The sequence below is a fragment of the Pseudomonas hefeiensis genome (assembly GCF_030687835.1).
In the GTDB taxonomy this organism is placed as follows: Bacteria; Pseudomonadota; Gammaproteobacteria; order Pseudomonadales; family Pseudomonadaceae; genus Aquipseudomonas; species Aquipseudomonas hefeiensis.
On record NZ_CP117449.1, the window covers coordinates 2925496 to 2945145 of the forward strand.

18 protein-coding genes are annotated in these 19650 nt (G+C 60.0%); 12 read left to right on the plus strand and 6 right to left on the minus strand.

Features of this window, described 5'->3' with window-relative positions; translation table 11 throughout:
* The first annotated feature begins 130 nt into the window (after positions 1-130).
* The 5 genes from PSH57_RS12940 (at position 131) to PSH57_RS12960 (ending at position 6574) form a co-directional block, all read left to right on the plus strand.
* Positions 131-1057: a LysR family transcriptional regulator gene (locus PSH57_RS12940; protein WP_305389906.1), complete on the plus strand. Its 927-nt coding sequence runs from the start codon at positions 131-133 to the stop codon at positions 1055-1057.
* A gap of 387 nt (positions 1058-1444) precedes the next feature.
* On the plus strand, positions 1445-1927 hold the full coding sequence (locus PSH57_RS12945; RefSeq protein WP_305389907.1) for a formate dehydrogenase subunit gamma: 483 nt from the start codon (positions 1445-1447) through the stop codon (positions 1925-1927).
* Positions 1921-3480 carry a formate dehydrogenase beta subunit gene (locus tag PSH57_RS12950; RefSeq protein WP_305389908.1) on the plus strand — a complete coding sequence of 520 codons (1560 nt, stop codon included), beginning with the start codon at positions 1921-1923 and terminating at the stop codon, positions 3478-3480. The genes PSH57_RS12945 and PSH57_RS12950 overlap by 7 nt, the downstream gene beginning before the upstream one ends.
* Complete coding sequence (fdhF, locus tag PSH57_RS12955) at positions 3477-6353, plus strand: formate dehydrogenase subunit alpha (RefSeq protein ID WP_305416638.1); 2877 nt, start codon at positions 3477-3479, stop codon at positions 6351-6353. Before PSH57_RS12950 ends, fdhF begins: the two co-directional genes overlap by 4 nt.
* Positions 6350-6574, plus strand: coding sequence for a formate dehydrogenase subunit delta (locus PSH57_RS12960; RefSeq protein ID WP_305389910.1), 225 nt, complete (start codon positions 6350-6352; stop codon positions 6572-6574). The genes fdhF and PSH57_RS12960 overlap by 4 nt, the downstream gene beginning before the upstream one ends.
* Positions 6575-6607: 33 nt before the next feature.
* Here PSH57_RS12960 and PSH57_RS12965 read toward each other — a convergent pair whose 3' ends face one another.
* From PSH57_RS12965 to PSH57_RS12990, 6 genes are read right to left on the minus strand one after another with little or no spacing between them, the layout of a single operon-like run.
* Positions 6608-6970 carry a Na+/H+ antiporter subunit G gene (locus tag PSH57_RS12965; RefSeq protein ID WP_305389912.1) on the minus strand — a complete coding sequence of 121 codons (363 nt, stop codon included), beginning with the start codon at positions 6968-6970 and terminating at the stop codon, positions 6608-6610.
* The gene (locus tag PSH57_RS12970; protein WP_305389914.1) at positions 6967-7245 is read right to left on the minus strand and encodes a K+/H+ antiporter subunit F; all 279 of its coding nucleotides are present in this window, start codon (positions 7243-7245) and stop codon (positions 6967-6969) included. The genes PSH57_RS12965 and PSH57_RS12970 overlap by 4 nt, the downstream gene beginning before the upstream one ends.
* On the minus strand, positions 7242-7730 hold the full coding sequence (locus PSH57_RS12975; RefSeq protein ID WP_305389916.1) for a Na+/H+ antiporter subunit E: 489 nt from the start codon (positions 7728-7730) through the stop codon (positions 7242-7244). The genes PSH57_RS12970 and PSH57_RS12975 overlap by 4 nt, the downstream gene beginning before the upstream one ends.
* Positions 7727-9409 carry a monovalent cation/H+ antiporter subunit D gene (locus tag PSH57_RS12980; protein ID WP_305416640.1) on the minus strand — a complete coding sequence of 561 codons (1683 nt, stop codon included), beginning with the start codon at positions 9407-9409 and terminating at the stop codon, positions 7727-7729. Before PSH57_RS12980 ends, PSH57_RS12975 begins: the two co-directional genes overlap by 4 nt.
* On the minus strand, positions 9406-9750 hold the full coding sequence (locus PSH57_RS12985; protein WP_047225720.1) for a Na+/H+ antiporter subunit C: 345 nt from the start codon (positions 9748-9750) through the stop codon (positions 9406-9408). The genes PSH57_RS12980 and PSH57_RS12985 overlap by 4 nt, the downstream gene beginning before the upstream one ends.
* The gene (locus PSH57_RS12990) at positions 9750-12677 is read right to left on the minus strand and encodes a monovalent cation/H+ antiporter subunit A (RefSeq protein WP_305389921.1); all 2928 of its coding nucleotides are present in this window, start codon (positions 12675-12677) and stop codon (positions 9750-9752) included. The genes PSH57_RS12985 and PSH57_RS12990 overlap by 1 nt, the downstream gene beginning before the upstream one ends.
* Positions 12678-12936: 259 nt before the next feature.
* Between PSH57_RS12990 and PSH57_RS12995 the strand changes: the two genes are divergently transcribed.
* From PSH57_RS12995 to PSH57_RS13025, 7 genes are all read left to right on the plus strand, one after another.
* A complete protein-coding gene (locus PSH57_RS12995; RefSeq protein WP_305389923.1) occupies positions 12937-15495 on the plus strand; it encodes an S-type pyocin domain-containing protein in 2559 nt (852 codons plus the stop codon).
* Positions 15495-15971 carry a DUF6392 family protein gene (locus PSH57_RS13000; RefSeq protein WP_305389925.1) on the plus strand — a complete coding sequence of 159 codons (477 nt, stop codon included), beginning with the start codon at positions 15495-15497 and terminating at the stop codon, positions 15969-15971. The genes PSH57_RS12995 and PSH57_RS13000 overlap by 1 nt, the downstream gene beginning before the upstream one ends.
* A 333-nt stretch (positions 15972-16304) precedes the next feature.
* Entirely contained in the window at positions 16305-16541 is a 237-nt protein-coding gene (locus PSH57_RS13005; RefSeq protein ID WP_340368602.1) for an HNH endonuclease signature motif containing protein, read from the plus strand.
* Positions 16538-16816, plus strand: a complete 279-nt coding sequence (locus PSH57_RS13010; RefSeq protein WP_305389929.1) for a bacteriocin immunity protein — start codon at positions 16538-16540, stop codon at positions 16814-16816. The genes PSH57_RS13005 and PSH57_RS13010 overlap by 4 nt, the downstream gene beginning before the upstream one ends.
* Before the next feature lie 186 nt (positions 16817-17002).
* Positions 17003-17434, plus strand: coding sequence for a hypothetical protein (locus PSH57_RS13015; protein ID WP_305389931.1), 432 nt, complete (start codon positions 17003-17005; stop codon positions 17432-17434).
* 5 nt (positions 17435-17439) lie between these two features.
* Positions 17440-17715: a bacteriocin immunity protein gene (locus tag PSH57_RS13020; protein ID WP_305389933.1), complete on the plus strand. Its 276-nt coding sequence runs from the start codon at positions 17440-17442 to the stop codon at positions 17713-17715.
* 83 nt (positions 17716-17798) lie between these two features.
* On the plus strand, positions 17799-19634 hold the full coding sequence (locus PSH57_RS13025; RefSeq protein WP_305389934.1) for an S-type pyocin domain-containing protein: 1836 nt from the start codon (positions 17799-17801) through the stop codon (positions 19632-19634).
* Positions 19635-19650: the final 16 nt, after the last annotated feature.

Here is a 19650-nt window from a genome sequence, read left to right on the forward strand (position 1 = left end):
GTTGATTTAGTCGGCCCAGAGGGAATCATTGTTGTCAGCAGAGGTAATATCGAGCCTCGGGACGAGCGTGTAGCATCATGGAAAAATGCGTGTTGTCACGGGTATGCGTCAGATCTGAAGGAAGGTCGCAATGGATAAGCTTTCGAACATGTCGGTCTACATAAAGGTTGTCGAGATGGGCAGTTTCACTGCCGTGGCAAATCATCTGGACTCCACAGTAGGTAACGTATCGCGTGCTGTTTCTGCACTTGAAAACGTGCTCGATGCGCGTCTATTGCAACGCTCGACCCGGCGCCTGTCGGTCACCGATGCGGGGCGGCGGTTCTATGAGCGGTGCAGGAAAATTCTGGCTGATCTTGAGAGTGCGGAAGCCGAAGCAAGCAACGCGGCCTTGCAGCCCAGGGGAACACTACGTGTGCATTGCGTACCCGGACTGGCCCGGCATCTGGTCACGGGGGCCGTGCTGGAATACCGCAAACATTTTCCGGATGTCACTGTGGATTTATTGCTTTCCCAGCGCATGCCTAACCTGCTTGAAGACCAGCTGGATGTCTCAATTCTGATTGCCCGAACGCTGCCTGATTCGGCGTATGTCAGCCAAAAGATCGGTGTCAGCCATTGCGTTCTGGTGGCATCACCAGACTACCTGGCTCGACATGCGCCGCCCGTGACGCCGAAAGATCTCGCTGATCACCAGTGTCTGCTGCTGGGCACCGTGGACTATGTCAGGGATGAATGGCAACTGAAGAGCAAGGCGGGCGACGCGACATTTGTCCCTGCCGGGCCAAGTTTCAGTGTGAACGATATGGATGCGATGGCGGTGGCTATTCGGGAGGGGGCTGGAATTGGGTTGCTGGCCGGGTTTACGGCTGTCGACGATTTGCGCTCCGGGAAGCTGGTGCGGGTTTTGCCTGACTTCCATACGTATGAGCGCAACGTCTATGCCATCTATAACTCACGACAGTTTGTCGATGCAAAAATCACCCGCTTCATCGACACGTTAAAGGATAGGGTGGGTCGTCAGCTGGCAGCCACCGCTCAGGAACTCATCCATTGAAATACCGCGAGTCATAAGTATTTGCACCTCGACATGACAACTTTCGAGCAGCTCGCCTAAGCGCAAGGATATGTAGCCCCCCAAAAACCACCACCGGTAGCATCGGCTGGCCAATACCCAATAGTGAATTAAGCTATGAGGGCTGACCGCTTCCCGGATCAAGTCGCTTTCAGGACACGTTAAGTCGTCTGTGTGCAATCGCCACCCCCCGGGAATGGCAAGCTGTAACGATGCCCCGGACCTGGTGCGCCTAGACACTTGGCCGGAGAGCGAGAAGAATGGTGACTGGATCAGCCACGCGTCCGTGACGTGGCCCGGCACCGCAGCCAAGACTCCGGACGGCCATCGCCCATGCGGCGGTGTCGTTCGAGATGCCGAGGTACGTTTATGCCTGATGAGACGCTTCACCTGCCTCTGATTCATAGCGTGTTGCAGCGCGAAAAGGACACCCCCGGTGCCTTGCTGCCGATTCTCCACGCCATCCAGGAAGGCTGCGGGTACGTTCCCGACGCCGCCGTCCCGGAGATTGCCCATGCCTTGAACCTCAGCCAGGCTGAAGTGCGCGGCGTAATCAGCTTCTACCACGATTTTCGGACCTCGCCGCCGGCGCGCCATACGCTGCGTCTGTGCCGGGCCGAGTCCTGCCAGAGCATGGGGGCCGAAGGCCTGGCTGCGCAGTTGCGTGAGCAACTGGCGCTGGATGACCACGGCACCAGTGCCGATGGCAGCATCAGCCTGCGTCCCGTCTATTGCCTGGGTGCCTGCGTCTGTTCACCCGCTCTGGAGCTGGACGGTGAGCTGCATGCGCGGTTAACCCCCGAGCGCTTGCGCGAGCTGGTGAAGGGTTGTATGGAGGAGGGCGCATGCTGAAGCTCTGTATCCCCCGTGATTCAGTGGCCCGTGCCGTGGGGGCGGACAAGGTCGCCGCTGCACTGGTGAGTGAGGCTGAGCGTCGACAACTGCCGCTTGAGCTGCGCCGCACCAGTTCCCGTGGGCTCTACTGGTTGGAGCCGATGCTGGAGCTTGAAACCGCCAATGGTCGGCTGGGCTTTGGCCCGATCACGCCGCAAGACGTGCCGAGCCTGCTCGATGCCCTGGCGGGAGATCCTGCCAGCCATCCGCTGGCCTTGGGGCCGGTTGAAGAAATCCCGTATCTCAAAAGCCAGCAGCGTCTGCTGTTTGCGCGTGCCGGCGTCACTCAACCGCTGTCTCTGGACGATTACCGTGCCCAAGGTGGTTTTCTCGGGCTTGCGCGGGCGATCCAGATGGACGGCGCAGAGGTGGTCGCCAGCGTGCTCGATTCCGGCCTGCGTGGCCGCGGTGGCGCGGCCTTCCCGGCGGGCATCAAGTGGCGCACCGTTCGCGACGCGGTAGGGGCACAGAAGTACGTGGTGTGTAACGCCGATGAGGGCGACTCCGGCACCTTTGCCGACCGCATGTTGATGGAAGGCGATCCGTTCCTTTTGATCGAAGGCATGATTATCGCGGGCATCGCCGTCGGCGCGACCATGGGCTACATCTATGTGCGTTCGGAATACCCGGACGCGGTTGCCACCCTCAACGCCGCGCTGGGCATCGCTCGCGAGGCGGGTTACCTGGGGACGAACGTGGGCGGCAGCGGTCGCGCGTTCGAGCTGGAAGTCCGGGTGGGCGCCGGGGCCTACATCTGCGGTGAGGAAACCGCCCTGCTGGAATCGCTGGAGGGCAAGCGCGGCACCGTTCGCGCCAAACCGCCATTGCCGGCGCTGCAAGGTTTGTTCGGGCTGCCGACACTGGTGCACAACGTGCTGACCCTGGCCTCTGTGCCCGTGATCCTGGAGAAGGGCGCGCAGTTTTACCGTGATTTCGGCATGGGCCGTTCCCTGGGCACGATGCCTTTTCAACTGGCGGGCAACATCCGCCACGGTGGTCTGGTGGAGCGCGCCTTCGGTTTGAGCCTGCGTGAGCTGGTGGAAGGTTATGGTGGCGGTACCGCCAGCGGTCGGCCACTCAAGGCCGCGCAGGTGGGTGGACCGTTGGGTGCCTGGGTGCCGCCTTCGCAGTTCGACACGCCGTTGGACTACGAGGCATTCGCCGCCATGGGCGCCATGCTCGGCCACGGTGGCGTGGTGGTGGCCGATGACAGCCTGGACATGGCCCAGATGGCCCGTTTCGCCCTGCAGTTCTGCGCCGAGGAGTCCTGTGGCAAGTGTACGCCGTGCCGGATTGGCTCCACCCGTGGCGTGGAAGTGGTGGACCGCTTGATCGCCAGCACCGATGCCGCTGCGCGCCAGGAGCAGGCACTGCTGCTGCATGACCTTTGCGACACTATGCAATACGGCTCGCTCTGCGCCCTGGGTGGGATGACTTCCTTTCCCGTCGGCAGCGCCCTCAAGCATTTTCCCGCCGACTTCGGTCTGGCGACCACGGAGGCCGACCAATGATCAATATCTTCGACCCAAGCAGCGATATCGACCTTGGCACCCCGGCACGTGAAAGCGATGTGCAGGTCAGCCTGACCATTGATGGCCGCGAAATCAGCGTCGCCTCCGGCACTTCGGTGATGCGCGCGGCGGCCATGCTCGGCACCACCATTCCAAAACTCTGCGCCACTGACAGCCTGGAAGCCTTCGGCTCCTGCCGCATGTGCCTGGTGGAGATCGACGGTATGCGCGGCTACCCGGCGTCCTGCACCACGCCAGTGACGCCAGGCATGGTGGTGCGCACTCAAACGTCCAAACTGGCCGATCTGCGGCGCAACGTGATGGAAATGTACATTTCCGATCACCCGCTGGACTGCCTGACTTGCGCAGCCAACGGTAATTGCGAATTGCAGACGGTGGCGGGGCAGGTGGGCCTGCGCGAGGTGCGCTACGGCTACGAAGGCGCCAATCACCTGGCCGAAGCCAAGGACGTCTCCAACCCCTATTTCGAGTATGACCCGAGCAAGTGCATCGTCTGTAACCGGTGTGTGCGTGCCTGTGAGGAAATCCAGGGCACCTTTGCCCTGACGATCACCGGACGCGGCTTCGATTCCCGCGTAGCGGCGGCCGGCGGTGACAACTTCCTCGACTCCGAATGCGTCTCCTGCGGCGCCTGCGTCCAGGCCTGCCCGACGGCGACCCTGATCGACAAGAGCGTCGTGGAGATCGGCCAACCGGAGCGCAGTGTCATCACCACCTGTGCCTATTGCGGTGTGGGCTGCTCCTTCCGCGCCGAAATGAAAGGCGAGCAACTGGTGCGCATGGTCCCGGACAAGAACGGCCAGGCCAACCATGGCCACTCCTGCGTCAAGGGCCGCTTCGCCTGGGGTTACGCCACCCACCCGGACCGCATCACCACGCCGATGATCCGCAAACACATCAGCGACCCGTGGCAGGAAGTCAGCTGGGAAGAGGCGGTCACCTACGCGGCCAGCGAATTGCGCCGCATCCAGCTCAAATACGGGCGCGACTCCATCGGCGGCATCACCTCCAGCCGCTGCACCAACGAAGAAACCTATCTGGTGCAGAAACTGGTGCGCACCGCTTTCGGCAACAACAACGTCGACACGTGCGCCAGGGTCTGCCATTCGCCCACGGGTTATGGCCTCAAGCAGACCTTGGGCGAATCCGCCGGCACCCAGAATTTCGACTCGGTGATGAAGGCCGACGTGATCCTGGTGATGGGCGCCAACCCCACCGACGCTCACCCGGTGTTCGGCTCCCAGCTCAAGCGTCGCTTGCGCCAGGGCGCTCGGCTGATCGTCATCGACCCGCGTCGTATCGATCTGGTGGACTCCCCCCATGCCCGTGCCGACCTGCACTTGCAACTGCGTCCGGGCACCAACGTGGCCATGCTCAATGCGCTGGCCCATGTGATTGTCACTGAGGGGTTGGTCAACCAGCCTTTCGTCGAGGAGCGCTGCGAGGCGGCGGATTTCACCCGTTGGCGCGACTTCGTCAGCCAGCCGGAAAACTCGCCCGAAGTCCTGGGACCGGTGTGTGGCGTGCCCGCCGAGCAGATCCGTGCTGCCGCGCGGCTGTACGCCAGCGTTAACAATGCGGCTATCTACTATGGCCTCGGCGTCACCGAACACAGCCAGGGCAGCACCTCGGTGATGGGTATCGCCAACCTGGCCATGGTCACCGGCAACATCGGCCGCGAAGGGGTCGGGGTGAATCCGCTGCGCGGGCAGAACAATGTCCAGGGCTCCTGCGACATGGGTTCTTTCCCCCACGAGTTGCCGGGCTATCGGCACATTTCCAACGAGACGGTACGCGCCCAGTTCGAACAGGCCTGGAACGTGACGCTGCAACCCGATCCGGGGTTGCGCATTCCCAATATGTTCGAAGCAGCGCTGGACGGGACCTTCAAGGCGCTGTACTGCCAGGGCGAGGATATCGCCCAGAGCGACCCGAACACCCAGCACGTGACTGCGGCGCTGTCGGCCATGGAATGCGTGGTGGTGCAGGATATCTTCCTCAACGAGACGGCCAAGTTCGCCCATGTGTTCCTGCCGGGCAGCTCGTTCCTTGAGAAGGACGGCACCTTCACCAACGCCGAGCGCCGCATCTCCCGGGTGCGCAAGGTGATGGAACCGCTGGCCGGTAAGGCCGACTGGGAAGCCACCGTGGCCCTGGCCGATGCCTTGGGCTACAAGATGCACTACAGCCATCCTTCGCAGATCATGGATGAGATCGCTCGCCTGACGCCGACCTTCAGCCGCGTCAGCTACGCCGAACTGGATCGTCACGGCAGCCTGCAATGGCCGTGCAACGATGCCGCACCGGACGGCACGCCGACCATGCACATCGATCAGTTCGTCCGCGGCAAAGGGCGCTTCATGCTCACCGGCTACGTGCCCACCGAGGAGAAGGTCAACGGCCGCTACCCGCTGCTGCTGACCACCGGACGCATCCTCAGCCAGTACAACGTCGGCGCCCAGACCCGACGCACCGACAACGTGGCCTGGCATGAGGAGGACCGCCTGGAAATCCACCCGACTGACGCCGAGAATCGCGGCATCGTCGAGGGCGACTGGGTCGGTATCGGCAGTCGCGCCGGGCAGACCGTACTGCGTGCGAAAGTCACCGAGCGGGTGGCGCCTGGGGTGGTCTACACCACCTTCCACTTCCCTGAGTCGGGCGCCAACGTCATCACCACCGACAACTCCGACTGGGCCACCAACTGCCCGGAATACAAAGTGACGGCGGTCGAGATCGTGCGGGTCAGCCAGCCTTCCGAATGGCAGAAGCGTTACCAGGCCTTCAGTGATGAACAGGGGCGTCTGCTCAGAGAACGTCGCCATGCCGAGAAAGCCGAGGTGCGGCGATGAGTTCCGAAAGCCTGATCAAGATGGCTAACCAGATCGCGCAGTACTTCGCCAGTGAACCGGATCACGCGCAGGCAGTGAACGGTGTGCGCCAACACATAAAGAGCTTCTGGACGCCGGCCATGCGTCGCCAGCTAAGTGCTTGGCAAACCGAGCACCCGGGCGCAGTACTGCATCCCCTGGTGCTGGCGGCACTGACGGAAACCACGGAGGGGGCGGTCTAGCCGGGGCTGCGATTGCAGGAGAAACCAGGCAAGTCAGCCGCCGTGCTCGTTCGTCCGGCTGCTGACTTCCGCCGGTACGTCATCCCCGGCCATGCGTTTGCGAAACAACGCGGCCCGGGCCAGCAACAGGGTGGTCACCGGCACCGTGATGGACAGCAGGATCGGTATCAGCCAGGCATGCAGGACCGGCTCGGACTTGAGCGCTGAAAAATAGATGATCGAGGCCAGTGCCACGCACCAGGCGCCCAGTGTCGAAGCCAGGGCCGGCGGGTGCATGCGCTGGAAATAGTCCTTCAAACGCACCAGGCCGATCGCTCCGGCCAGGGCGAACAAGCTGCTGAGTACCAGCAGGATCGCCACGGGAATTTCGACCCACATCGACAGTTCGCCGTTCATTCAATCACCTCGCCGCGCAACAGGAACTTGGCCAGGGCGAACGAGCCGACAAAGCCAAACAGGGCAATCATCAGTGCCGCCTCGAAATAGGTGTCACTGGCATAACGAATGCCCAGCACCAGCATCATCAGCATCGCCACGATGTACAGGTAGTCCAGGGCCAGTACCCGGTCTTGCGCCGACGGCCCCTTGAACAGACGCAGCAAGGTCAGCACCATCGTCAGCGAGAACAGGAACAGGCTCACCAGAATCGCATTGGACAGCAACGGGCTCATTCGAAAATCTCCATCAGCGGCCGTTCGAAGGTGGCCTTGAAGTGCGCGATGAATGCCGCTTCGTCGTCCAGATCGAACACATGCAGTAGCAGGACGCTGCGATCCAGGGCCAGTTCCGACCAGACCGTGCCGGGAATCACCGTGGTGATCATCGACAGCGCCGCCAGGCCATTGGCATCGTGCAGGTCCAGCGGCACCTTGATGAACCGCGAGCGAGGTGGGCGGTGTCCGGCGTTCATCACACTCCAGGCCACGGCCAGATTGGACACCAGCACCTCGCGACCCACTAGCAGGAACAACCGCAGCACCGCCCAGGGCCGCCGAATATGGATGGGCCTGGGGCGCAACGGGCGCATCATCAAAGGTGCCAGCACGCCGAGTGCCGCCCCCAGCAGCAGGTGCCCGGCGCTGAGGGACAGGTTCAACAGCAGCCAGAGCAAGCAGAGTGCCAGGGACAACCACGGGGCAGGAAACAGACGTTTCATGGTTGCACCTCTGTCAGTGCGCTGTCCGCTTTCGGGCCGGGGACGGCGCGGGTCGCGAGCACCGACATCACATAGTGTTCGGGATTGTTCAGCCCGGCGGCAGCCTCCTGGGTGCAGCGCAGCAGTGGCTCGGCCTTGAAGGTCAACGCGATGCCCAACCCTAGCAGCACGATGATCGGCAGGCATTCAAAAGGTCGCAACAACGGTGAAGGCCGCTCTTGCGGCGTCCAGAAACGCTGGATACCCAGGCGCGAGAACGCGATCAACGACGCCAGCCCCGACAGGATCAGCAACGCCAACAACCCCCACGCCTGGTTCGACACCGGTTCCACACTTTCCCCAAGCCCCTGAGGGTTGAGCAGCGCGCTCATGAGCCCCAGCTTGCCGATGAACCCCGAAAGCGGCGGCATGCCCACCACCAGCAGTGTGCAGGCGATGAAACTCAAGCCGAGGAAGGCCATGGTCCAGGGAATGACTTGCCCGATGACGGCTTTCTGTTCGTCATCGAGGTTGATGCCCTTGGGCGGTTGCAGGGATTCAAGCGGCCGAGGCAGGACATCGAGATCGTCCTCCAGCGACGGTTCATTGGCCGAGCGCGAGCGTTCGATCAGCTCGGCCAGCAAGAACAACGCACAGAGTGCCAGGGTCGAGCTCACCAGATAGAACAGCGCCGCACCCACCAGGTTTGGCTGGGCAAAGCCGATGGCCGACAACAGGATTCCGGCGGACACCAGGATACTCAGGCTGGCCATGCGTTCCAGGCGCTGGGCGGCAAGAATGGCGATGGCGGCACAGACAATCGTCGCCATGCCGCCGTAGATCAGCCAGTCGCCGCCGAAATACGCCGAGGCACCGGCCTGGCCGGAGAACAGCAACGTCCACAGACGCAGGATCGTGTAGACGCCGACCTTGGTCATGATCGCGAACAGCGCTGCCACCGGCGCACTGGCGGCGCTGTAGGCCGGCACCAGCCAGAAGTTCAGCGGCCACATCCCGGCCTTGGCCAGAAATGCCACCGCCAGGATTCCGGCCCCGGCGTGCAGCAAACCCCGGTCGGCTTCCGGCACCAGCGGCACCTTCAACGCCAGGTCAGCCATGTTCAACGTGCCGGTGACGCCATAGATCAGCGCCGCGCCGATCAGGAACAGCGACGAGGCCAGCAGGTTGATGGAAATGTAGTGCAACCCCGATGACACCCGCGCCCGGCCCGAGCCGTGCAGCATCAAACCGTACGATGCTGCCAGCAGCACCTCGAAGAACACAAACAGATTGAACAGATCCGCCGTCAGGAAGGCCCCGTAGAGGCCCATCAACTGGATCTGGAACAGCGCATGGAAACTCGCCCCGGCACGATCCCAGCGGGCTGTGGCGAACAGCAAGGCACAGACGGCGATGATACCGGTCAGCACCAGCATCAGCGCCGACAGACGATCGACCACCAATACGATGCCGAACGGCGCCTGCCAGTTGCCCGGCAGGTATACGCCGATGGAGGCGGGCAGGGCCTGGTCCTGGGTCCACTGCAACAACAGCATGGCGATGCCCAGGCCCAGCAGGCTGGATAACAGGTTGATCCGCGCTTTGAGCGGGCGATGCTTCTCGCCCAGCATGAGCATCAATGCAGCGGTCAGCAGCGGCAACAGGATCGGCGCCGCGATCAAATGAGGCGTCAAGATCATTCCTTGGGCTCCCGACCGTCCACATGGTCCGTGCCGGTCAGGCCCCGGGAGGCCAGCAGGACCACCAGGAACAGCGCGGTCATGGCGAAGCTGATCACAATCGCGGTGAGGACCAGGGCCTGGGGCAGTGGGTCGGTGTAATGCAGCAGGTCCTGGGGTATGCCGTCCTTGATGATCGGTTCCTTGCCGATGAACAGGCTGCCCATGCTGAAGATGAACAGGTTGACGCCATAGGACAGCAGGCACAGGCCCATGACCACTTGGAACGTCCGTGGCCGCAGCACCAGCCAGACCCCGGAGGCGGCCAGCACGCCGATTGCTATTGCGATGACTTCTTCCATCAGGCCGCGCCTCCCGCTACCGGTTGTGCAATGGGTTTTGGATGCAGGCCAGGCTTGTGGGCCCGCACCGATTGGTGCGCCAGAGCGGTGAGAATCAACAGGGTCGAACCGACCACTACGGCGTAGACGCCGATGTCGAAGAACAGCGCGCTGGCCAAGTGAATATCACCCAGCAACGGCAACTCGAAATGCCAGGTGTGGGTGGTCAGGAACGGATAACCGACGGCCATCGCCCCAAGTCCCGTGACCGTGGCGAACAACAGCCCCGTGCCCATCCAGCGCAGCGGACGCAGGCTCATCTGCGCTTCGACCCATTGGGTGCCGGCGACCATGTATTGCAAGATGAACGCCACCGACATCACCAGTCCGGCGACGAAACCGCCACCGGGTTGGTTATGACCGCGCATGAACAGGTAGAACGACACCACCAGGGAGATCGGCAGCAGCAAGCGCACCAGCACCGACGGCACCATCATGAACCCCAGCGCGGTATCACTGGCGTGGCGCGGGTTGACCAGATCGGTGACCACGTCGGGTGCCAGCAGACGCTGTTGGGCCGGTAGCTGCATGCTTTCCTTGGGTGGTCGGAAACGGCGCAGCAGGGCGAAGACCGCCAGGGCCACCGCCGCCAGCACTGTGATTTCTCCCAAGGTGTCGAAGCCGCGGAAATCCACCAGCATCACGTTCACCACGTTGCTGCCGCCGCCCTCGGGCAAGGCCCGGCTGAGGTAAAACGAAGAAATATCGTTGGGTGTCTGACGGGTCAGCATCGCGTAGGACAGCAGCGCCATGCCGCCACCGACGGCGATGGACAGCAACAGATCCCGCAGGCGCCGGATGCGGGCGCGTCGTTCGCTGTTGGGCCGCGGCGCTGCATCCTCGATCCGCCGGGGCAGCCAGCGCAGGCCCAGCAGGATCAGCACCGTGGTCACCACTTCCACGGCCAGTTGCGTCAGGGCCAGATCGGGCGCCGAGAACCAGACGAAGGTCACGCAGGTCATCAGGCCGCAGACGCTGACCATGGTCAGGGCCGCGAGCCGGTGATACTTGGCCTGCCAGGCCGCGCCCAGGGCGCAGGCAATTGCCAGTAGCCACAGGGTCACGAACACGATGGAGCCGGGGATCTTCGGCCGGTCGCCCCACACCAGCGGGCTGTTGAGCATCGGAATCAGTCCCGCCAGTACGGCGGCCAGCACCAGCCAGAACAACTGCGCTTGCAGGCGCCGGGTACTGATCTTGCGTTCCAGTCGTCGGCCCTGACGCATCATTAGCACCAGGCAGCGCTCGAACAGCCGCTTGCCGCTGAATCGACCAATGAACGGTGGATGGGTGATGTGGCCCAGTTTGAACTGATTGCGCAGCAGCAGATAAAGCACGATGCCGCCGGACATCGCCACCAGGCTCATGATCATCGGCGCGTTCAGACCGTGCCAGATTGCCAGGCTGTACTCAGGCAACGGGCCGCCCACCACCGGCAGTGCGGCGGCTGCCAGCAACGAACCGACCACTTGGGCAGGGAAAATGCCTACCAGCAGACAGGCGAACACCAGCAACTCCACCGGCGCTCGCATCCAGCGTGGAGGCTCATGGGGGGTATGGGGCAGGTCGGTGGCGGTGGGGCCGAAGAACACGTCCACGGTAAAGCGCAGGGAGTAGGCGACGCTGAAGGTCCCGGCGATGGTGGCGATGATTGGCAGCGCCAACTCGACCCAGGCCGTGGCGGAGATGAACACGGTTTCGGCGAAGAACATCTCCTTGGACAAGAACCCGTTGAGCAGCGGCACTCCGGCCATCGCCGCGCTGGCGACCATGGCCAGGGTGGCGGTGAACGGAATCAGCCGCACCAGACCGCTGAGCCGACGAATATCGCGGGTGCCGCTTTCGTGGTCGATGATCCCGGCGGCCATGAACAGCGAGGCTTTGAAGGTGGCGTGGTTAAGAATATGAAACACCGCCGCCACCGCGGCCAACGGACTGTTGAGACCCAGTAACAGGGTGATCAGCCCCAGATGGCTGATGGTGGAGTAGGCCAGCAGCCCCTTGAGGTCGTTCTGGAACATCGCGCAGTAGGCACCCAGCAACAACGTACAGGCCCCGGCGCCGCCGACGATGTAAAACCATTGTTCACTGCCCGACAGCGACGGCCACAACCGCGCCAGCAGGAATACACCGGCCTTGACCATGGTGGCCGAATGCAGATACGCCGACACCGGAGTGGGCGCGGCCATGGCATGGGGAAGCCAGAAATGAAAAGGAAACTGCGCACTTTTGCTCAGCGCGCCGATCAGGATCAGCGGCAGCAGAACGGGGTAGAGGGTGTGGTCACGGATCACGTTGCCGGCAGCCAGGACCTGGTCCAGGTCATAGCTGCCCACCACATGGCCGAGGATCATCACGCCGGCCAACAGGCACAACCCGCCGGCCCCGGTCACCATCAAGGCCATGTAGGCACCGCGCCGGGCATCGGCGCGGTGGTGCCAATAGCCGATCAGCAGGAATGAGAACAGGCTGGTCAGTTCCCAGAAGAACACCATCTGGATCAGGTTGCCGGAAATCACCAACCCAAGCATGGCGCCCATGAAGGCCAGGAAAAACGCAAAGAAACGCGGTACCGGATCGTCCGGCGACATGTAGTAGCGGGCATACAGCGACACCAGCGTGCCGATGCCCAGCACCAGCATCGCGAACAGCCAGGCGAAACCGTCCAGGCGCAGCACGAAATTCAGGCCCAGGCTCGGTAGCCAGAAATACTCCTCACGAATCACGCCACCGTCGGCGATCTGCGGGTACAGCAAAGCCACCTGAACGGTGCCGACCAAGGCCACGAGGCCTGCCAGCAAAGATTCGGCGTTACGGGCGTTATGCGGCAGCAGCGCCGCGATACAGCTGCCGATGAAGGGCAAAAGCAATAGAACTATCAGTGACATAGGCTTCTATTCGGCGGGAGTTTGTCAGGGATCATACGTGGCGTGCGTCCGATCACCAACCGCCAGCCTGTCGCAGAATCCTACAAGGTAGATGGATTTTTCCTGTTTTTGGGTGTTTCGGTGAGCGCCGGTTCGTTGGGATCGGCCAAGGATAACAAGGCACTCGTACCACACGAACGGTCTCCGGGTGCAGTACCTATGTACCGCACTTCAGCACGGCTTCATCGCCATGCTGCGCCATACAGAAAAGGAGATCTGTATGGCAACGCGAACATTTAGCGATGGATCAGATGGAACGGTAGTCATCAGGCCTGGGCCAACGGCTTCAGGTGGCGGTTTCCAGATTGGAAGCGGCGGCTTTTCAGGCGGGTTTGGTGGCTCGGGCAGCAGGCGCAGCAAACGCCGCCGTAAAGCCAGGGCCAGAGCCAGGTACGAACAGATTAAGGCCCAGCAAGAAGCTCAGGCAAAGGCAGACGCGGAGAAGGCCACCGCCATGGCCCAGGAGCAAGCGCGTCTCCAGGCACGGCAACAAGCGCTGGCGACAATGGTCCAGCGATACACCAATACCCGGGCCGAGGTGGATCGGAACTTCGCGGGCAAAAAGCAACAACTCGACGCATCTCTTCAAAAGGACATCGCCGCCGCAAAACGGCCCCCCGTTTCGAACTCGACCGAACGCTGGCAGCTATACACCATCACCAAAGAGAAAAACGAGATCGACGGGCTGATCGCCCGAAAAACCACGGAACTCAACGCCAAGAACAGCGCCGCCCGTGTCTTCGACGGACAGGATCCGCTCACCCGTTCGGCGAACGACTACCGCACGCGACTGGCTCAATTCGGCGCCGCGCTTGAAGAAGGTCACCGACTCTGGGAACAGGCTTACACCGCGGCCCAAGAGGCCCGGCTGCTGTCGGAGCAGATCAAGGCACTCACCGAAAAGTCCAACTCGCTGGCCCGGCACCATGCCGAACAGACCGTGGTTTGGCGGGAGCGGGAGGCTGTCTGGGAGCGCCAACGTCAGTATGCCGAGCAGCGGGCGGAGCGCATCCGTTTCAAACAGCAAGTGGATGAAAGCATTCGACTGGAGCGGTTCAGGCAAATCCATACCCTGAGTGTGCCTGCGCTTTCGATGACTGCGGGCGGGATGGTATTGAGCCAGGGGACCGTGTTTGTGCCCCGGCAAGACACGGCGGTATTGGACAAGGCTGTCCAGTCGACCGTGGAGATGCTCGGTGAGTTAAAGAGCATTGCCTTGAAGGGGCCAGGTTTATTTATCGCGCTGGCGACACACACCACCCCTCTGGGCAACGGAGAACTTACTGTCGAGCAACGTCGACGATTGTTTCAAGGCGTTGGCGTACCGGCCCAGGCACTGGGTCTGGCGGACGAGCAGAGGCTGAGGTCAGTTGCCGACGCAGGTGGCTCGGTAGAAATGCCTCACCGGCTAAAACCTGAAACCGTATCCGAAGGCACCACGATCCACGTCGCCAGTACCGGCGGGGCAATCAGTGCTCAGGTTCCGGTCATCAATGCAGTCCTGGACCCACTGTCCGGCCTCTATAAGGCCGAAGTTCCTGGCGTTGTAACCCGGCAACTACAGTTCGCCACTGACGCGGTGCCACACACTGCCCCGACAACCCCGTCAGTGCTGATGCTCATGGCGCCACAAGTCGAGACCCTTCCGGCGGGCGCGGACCTACGCATTCAAGACTGCATCGTCTGCGTGCCTGGCCTGCCACCAACCTATTTCTCTTTCGATTTGCCACCCCTCGGCTCAGGCATCGTCACGGGCGCTGGCAAACCGGCAGCGAATGATTGGTGGAACACCGCAAGCCAGGCCCAGGGTGCGGCCATTCCCGAACAGCTCGGCCACCAGCTACGGGCTCGGGAAATCAAGTCGTTCAGTGCTTTCGATCAGGCCGTATGGCAAACCCTGGCCGAGCATCCGACGCTGTGGAGCGACATAGACGAAATCAACCAAAAACGCATCGAACGTGGCTTTGCGCCCTATGCGCCGAAAAGCACTTGGGTCGGTGAGCGTCGCCAATTCGAACTGCGTTACCAGGAGCGGGCAGAGCTGGGTGAAAACCCGTTCAACCTCGACCGCATCAGCATTACCACGCCAAACAGCCTGCTCGGCAGACCGGGTATCGTCCCGGCCGTCATACCCTGGCCGGCGCCTCCCATCGGCAACGGCCCCCGAACACCCCTGGTCCCGCCGGGCATCGAACAGCTCGGCCCGACCACCTTACCGATTACACCGCCACTTTCGCCGGTATATCCCGGCAACCCTGTAATCCCGGTCCTACCGGAAAACGAGACGTTTCCGGCTGTTGATCCGGGGCAAGTCGGTGCCAATATTCCGGGGTATCCGGCGGACATGGAGCTGCCTTCGCCGGGGTTGGTGTTTGTCGGCCCTCCGGTAGAACCGTTGGAGGTGGGGCCGTATAACGAACTCAGTGGTCGAAGCAGAGCGGATGGGTTGGATATTGATCACATACCGTCTAGGAAGGCGTTGGAGTTTCATATTCGTATGAACGGTTACGATATGAGCCCCTTCGAAATCCGGGAAGCGATCCGACGGGCACCGTGCATTGCCGTTCCTTCAAGTGTCCATCGCGAATTCAGTGAGACGTATGGTGGACGCAACAGTTTGGAGAAGAGCATGAATGATGCTGCAGATCTGGAGGCAGCAGTGAACAGTAACCTAGCAGCACTAAAACCGGGTCTTATGGAGTCTGGTGCATCAGAGTCAGATATAGATGCGGCCCTAGAGTTGTTGCACGATTTGCATAAAAAACAGGGGTGGTACTGATGAATGTTTTTGAATTTGAAGTACTCATCGAACGTATCGGAACTTCGCACGAGGTACTGGTAGGGCAGGGCGTACTTCCCGACCAAACATTGACCGAAATATATGAGGGGCGAGATCGTCTTGAGCTTGAACTGGAACCGGGTATTGAGTTGGAGTTCTGGCGTGAGACGAGGAGGTTCGAGACGCTTTTCGTTACACTCATACGAACCATACCTTCTATGTCGAAATATGAAGGCGAGCTTCCTATTTCATATATGTTGGAAATGACGCAGTCTGATGTTCATGCGGTTTTCGGGGAACCGATGGCATCGAAAGGTCCAATAAAGATGCCAGTGCCGATAGGGATGACTGGGGGGTGGGATTCGTACCCGTTGGACCCAGAACTGTATCCCGGTAAAAAGGTTGTTTTTCAATATGCCCAGGATATGAGAGTGAAAACCTTGGTCTTCACTTTGATAGATAAAGGGCACCGTTGATCAAGATGATGATCGCGCCGAATCGCTTTTATCGAGAATGGCTGCTAAATGATCTTCAAAAAAATATGAAGACTATACCGAATTTGAGTCTTTATAAACCCGGCTTCAAGCCGGAATAGATCAGGCCCCGCGTACGCATCTGCTCGAACAATCGAGCAGGTGCATTGCCGAGCATGCACGCTTAAACATATTCCGTCGAGGGTGGCCTTCATAAAAAACAAGGATGGTACTAATGAACAAGTTGGGCTTGAAGAGCTTATTAAAAGTATTGGAAGTAGTCATGAGGCCTTGATAAGTCGGGGGCTCCTGCCGGATGGTCGTTGAGTGAAACGTATGAAGGTCGGGATCGGTTGGGGTTTAAGCCAGAGCTTCAACGAAAGGAATCTGAAACATATGCTTAACGGCTCTGCAGCGTATCCAAGTCAACTTGATCAAGTCGGCGGACGCAAAAAATTTGAATTGCACCATAAGGTAGAGGTGGCAAAAGGCGGCGGGGTTTACGATATGGAAAATCTGGTTGTTATGACTCCTAAGCGGCATATCCATATTCATAAAGGTAACGGCCAATGATCTTTGCGAAGAAGAAGTATGAGGAGTACACAAAGAGTGAATTTCTCGATTTTTTACGCTGTTTTTTTGAGTTTCCTGACGGCATGAGGGGGGAAGCCCTGAATGATTACACAGACCAACTAATTGATCACTTCAATGAGATTACTGAGCATCCAGATCGCTCAGACGTTATTTTCTACCCAAAGAAAGATCAGGAGGACAGTCCAGAAGGAATACTAAAAGAGGTAAAAGAATGGCGAGCGCGCCATAACAAGCCTGGTTTCAAGCCAGAATAAACCACCCTAACACCCCTGGTCCCGCCGGGCATCGAACAGCTCGGCCCGACCACCTTACCGATTACACCGCCACTCTCGCCGGTATATCCCGGCAACCCTGTAATCCCGGTCCTACCGGAAAACGAGACGTTTCCGGCTGTTGATCCGGGGCAAGTCGGTGCCAATATTCCGGGGTATCCGGCGGACATGGAGCTGCCTTCGCCGGATGCGCTGTTTTATGACCGGCGGGATGATCATGGCGTGGCGCTGGGGTTTGGGCGGCCAGTGTCGGGCATTTGGTTGGGGGAGGTGGCGAGGACGACTGGCGCACCTATTCCTGATCGGATTGCGGATCAGTTGAGGGGGAGGAAGTTTGCGAATTTTCATCGGTTCAGGGAGGCGGTTTGGAAGTCCGTGGCGGTGGATGCGGAGCTGGGTCAGCAATTTACCGGCATCAATTTGGATAGGATGCGAAATGGCCAGTCACCATACTCCATAAGAAAGGACCAAGTAGGAGGGCGAAAAGTATTTGAACTCCATCATGAGATTGAAATTTCAAAAGGTGGTGATGTGTATAACGTGGACAACATTCGTGTACTTACGCCCAAGCGTCACATCCAACACCACAGGGAGGGTTAAGGATAATGATCTTTAAAGAAGCGCTGGAAGATTATACCGAGCTGGAATTTTTATCCTTTCTCGGGGAGCTGTTCCATAATACGAGTGATCTTAAAGGGCAGGACCTGGGGAAGTATCTGGATAAACTGGTTGATCATTTCGAACTTATTACAGAACACCCCGACGGTTCAGATGTTCTCTTCTACCCAAAGGAAGGCCAGGAAGACAGCCCCGAAGGCATCCTGAAAGAAGTCAAGGAATGGCGCGCCCGCAATAACAAACCCGGCTTCAAGCCCGAATAATCCCGCCCGTTGAACGCATCTGCCCGACACGCCGCGAGCAGGTGCGTCATCGAGGACGTACGCTTAAACAAGGAAAACCCAAGATGGAACTTAAACCAAAACTCAAGGATTACACCGAGTCCGAGTTTCAGATGTTCGTCGACAAAATCTGGGACGTGGATACCGATAAAGAAAATCATGACCGGCTCATCGCCCACTTTGATCAAATAGTCGGTCATCCCAGCGGAGCGGACCTGTTGTTTTATTCGCAGGACCCCTTCAATCCGAATTCCCCGGGCGCTGTCGTCTACCATCTCAAACATTGGTATCACCAAAAGAAAGTTATTCCTTTCAAGAACGGAGTGCTTCCAGCGCCATTCACACCGGTCACCGGGTCGAGCTTCGTTGAAAACGCCACGGCGAGAGCCAGGCGCGAACTTGCCAATGCGCAGCGGATGGGGGCGGACATTGCCGCTGCAGAGCAAACGATTGAGTCGACGTACTCTCTGCTTGAAAGCGCTATTAAGCATCTGCCGATCCAACAAGATCCGAACGTGACGCTGAAGGAGTTGGAAAAAGGCATCCGCCAGATCGAGCACGCGCAGCATGAGGTGCTGATGGCCGTTCGTGCATTCGAACGCAAGAAAATGGGCGTTGAATTCGCCAAAAACACGGCCCAGCAGAATCTCACTTATAACCAAGCTGACAAAACCGTTTGGCAAGCCAATGTGCAGCAGGCTACGGCCAATCACGGTCGTTATATTGCGCGTTTATCCTTGATCACCCAGCGCCATGCTCAACTTCACGCCAGGGCCGAAACCGCGGTAGAACATGCTTGGCAGCAACGGGTGCGCTTGCGTACCTTCGATCAGTACCGAAACGTGTTTCGTCTGTCTATCGCCGATAACCAGGGCCGCCCGAATCTATTGATTAGCAACGCGCAGCCGCTGATGCCAGTGCAACGAATGGACTTGCAAAAGACCATCCGTTCGGCAATCGCCGAGTTCCATTGGTCACTGACCGACGGCGCGCAGGAGCATCTAGGGCAATACGCTGGCGTGGTGAGCTTCAACTTCGTCAGTCGAGCCAAGGCCGTGCGCTTTGGCCTCTGCGTGCCGTTGACCGAGCTCTCCCTGATTGATCCTGATTGGCATGTGCTTGCCGCCCAGCGTGGTGAGGTCGAGTTGCCTATGCGAATGAGTGCCACGACGGTCGCGGTGAAACCCGGCAGCCTGTCTTATGGGCTAAAAGCAATACGCGAGCTTTTCGAGATCTATATCACGCCCTGCGCCGGGGGTTTACCTGCGAAGGTTCGTGTCAGGCCAGCGGTCTGGCATGAAGACGAGAGGGTTTACCGTTTCACGACAGATGACCGGCAGGACTCCGCTATCGAATGGGCGCAACCCCCTGGCTTGGAGGCGTCAGTTGAGACCAAGCTGGATCGGCTCGATTCCGCTGGCTTTGTCCGGTCCTCACCGGTGCCCGAATTGGCCTCGTTCGACTCTGTCGAAGAGGTGCGATTCGATGATTATGTCGTGGTGTTCCCCCACGATTCCGGGCTGGAGCCGGTTTATGTGATGTTCAACGACCGTCGGGATTGTCCGGGTGTCGTGAGCGGAGCAGGGCTGGAGGTGGCTGAGGGCTGGCAGACGCAAGCGGCGAGCAGCCAGGGCGCCCCTGTTCCGGCGTTGGTTGCCGATCAATTGCGCGGGCAAGTCTTCGAGCGTTTAGACCTGTTCAAACGTGCGTTCTGGAAAGCTGTCGCGGCGACGCCGACACTGAACGCACAGTTCACAATGGACAACCGGGTGTTACTGCTCAGCGGTTCGGCGCCTCGCAGCGAGCAACCCGGTCATCGTGCGCTGCGCATCTTGCACCGTGTCGACGTCACGCAAGGCGGTGGTGTCTACGATCTTGATAACCTGATTGTTCGTGGTTGACTTCGTCTGGGCCCCT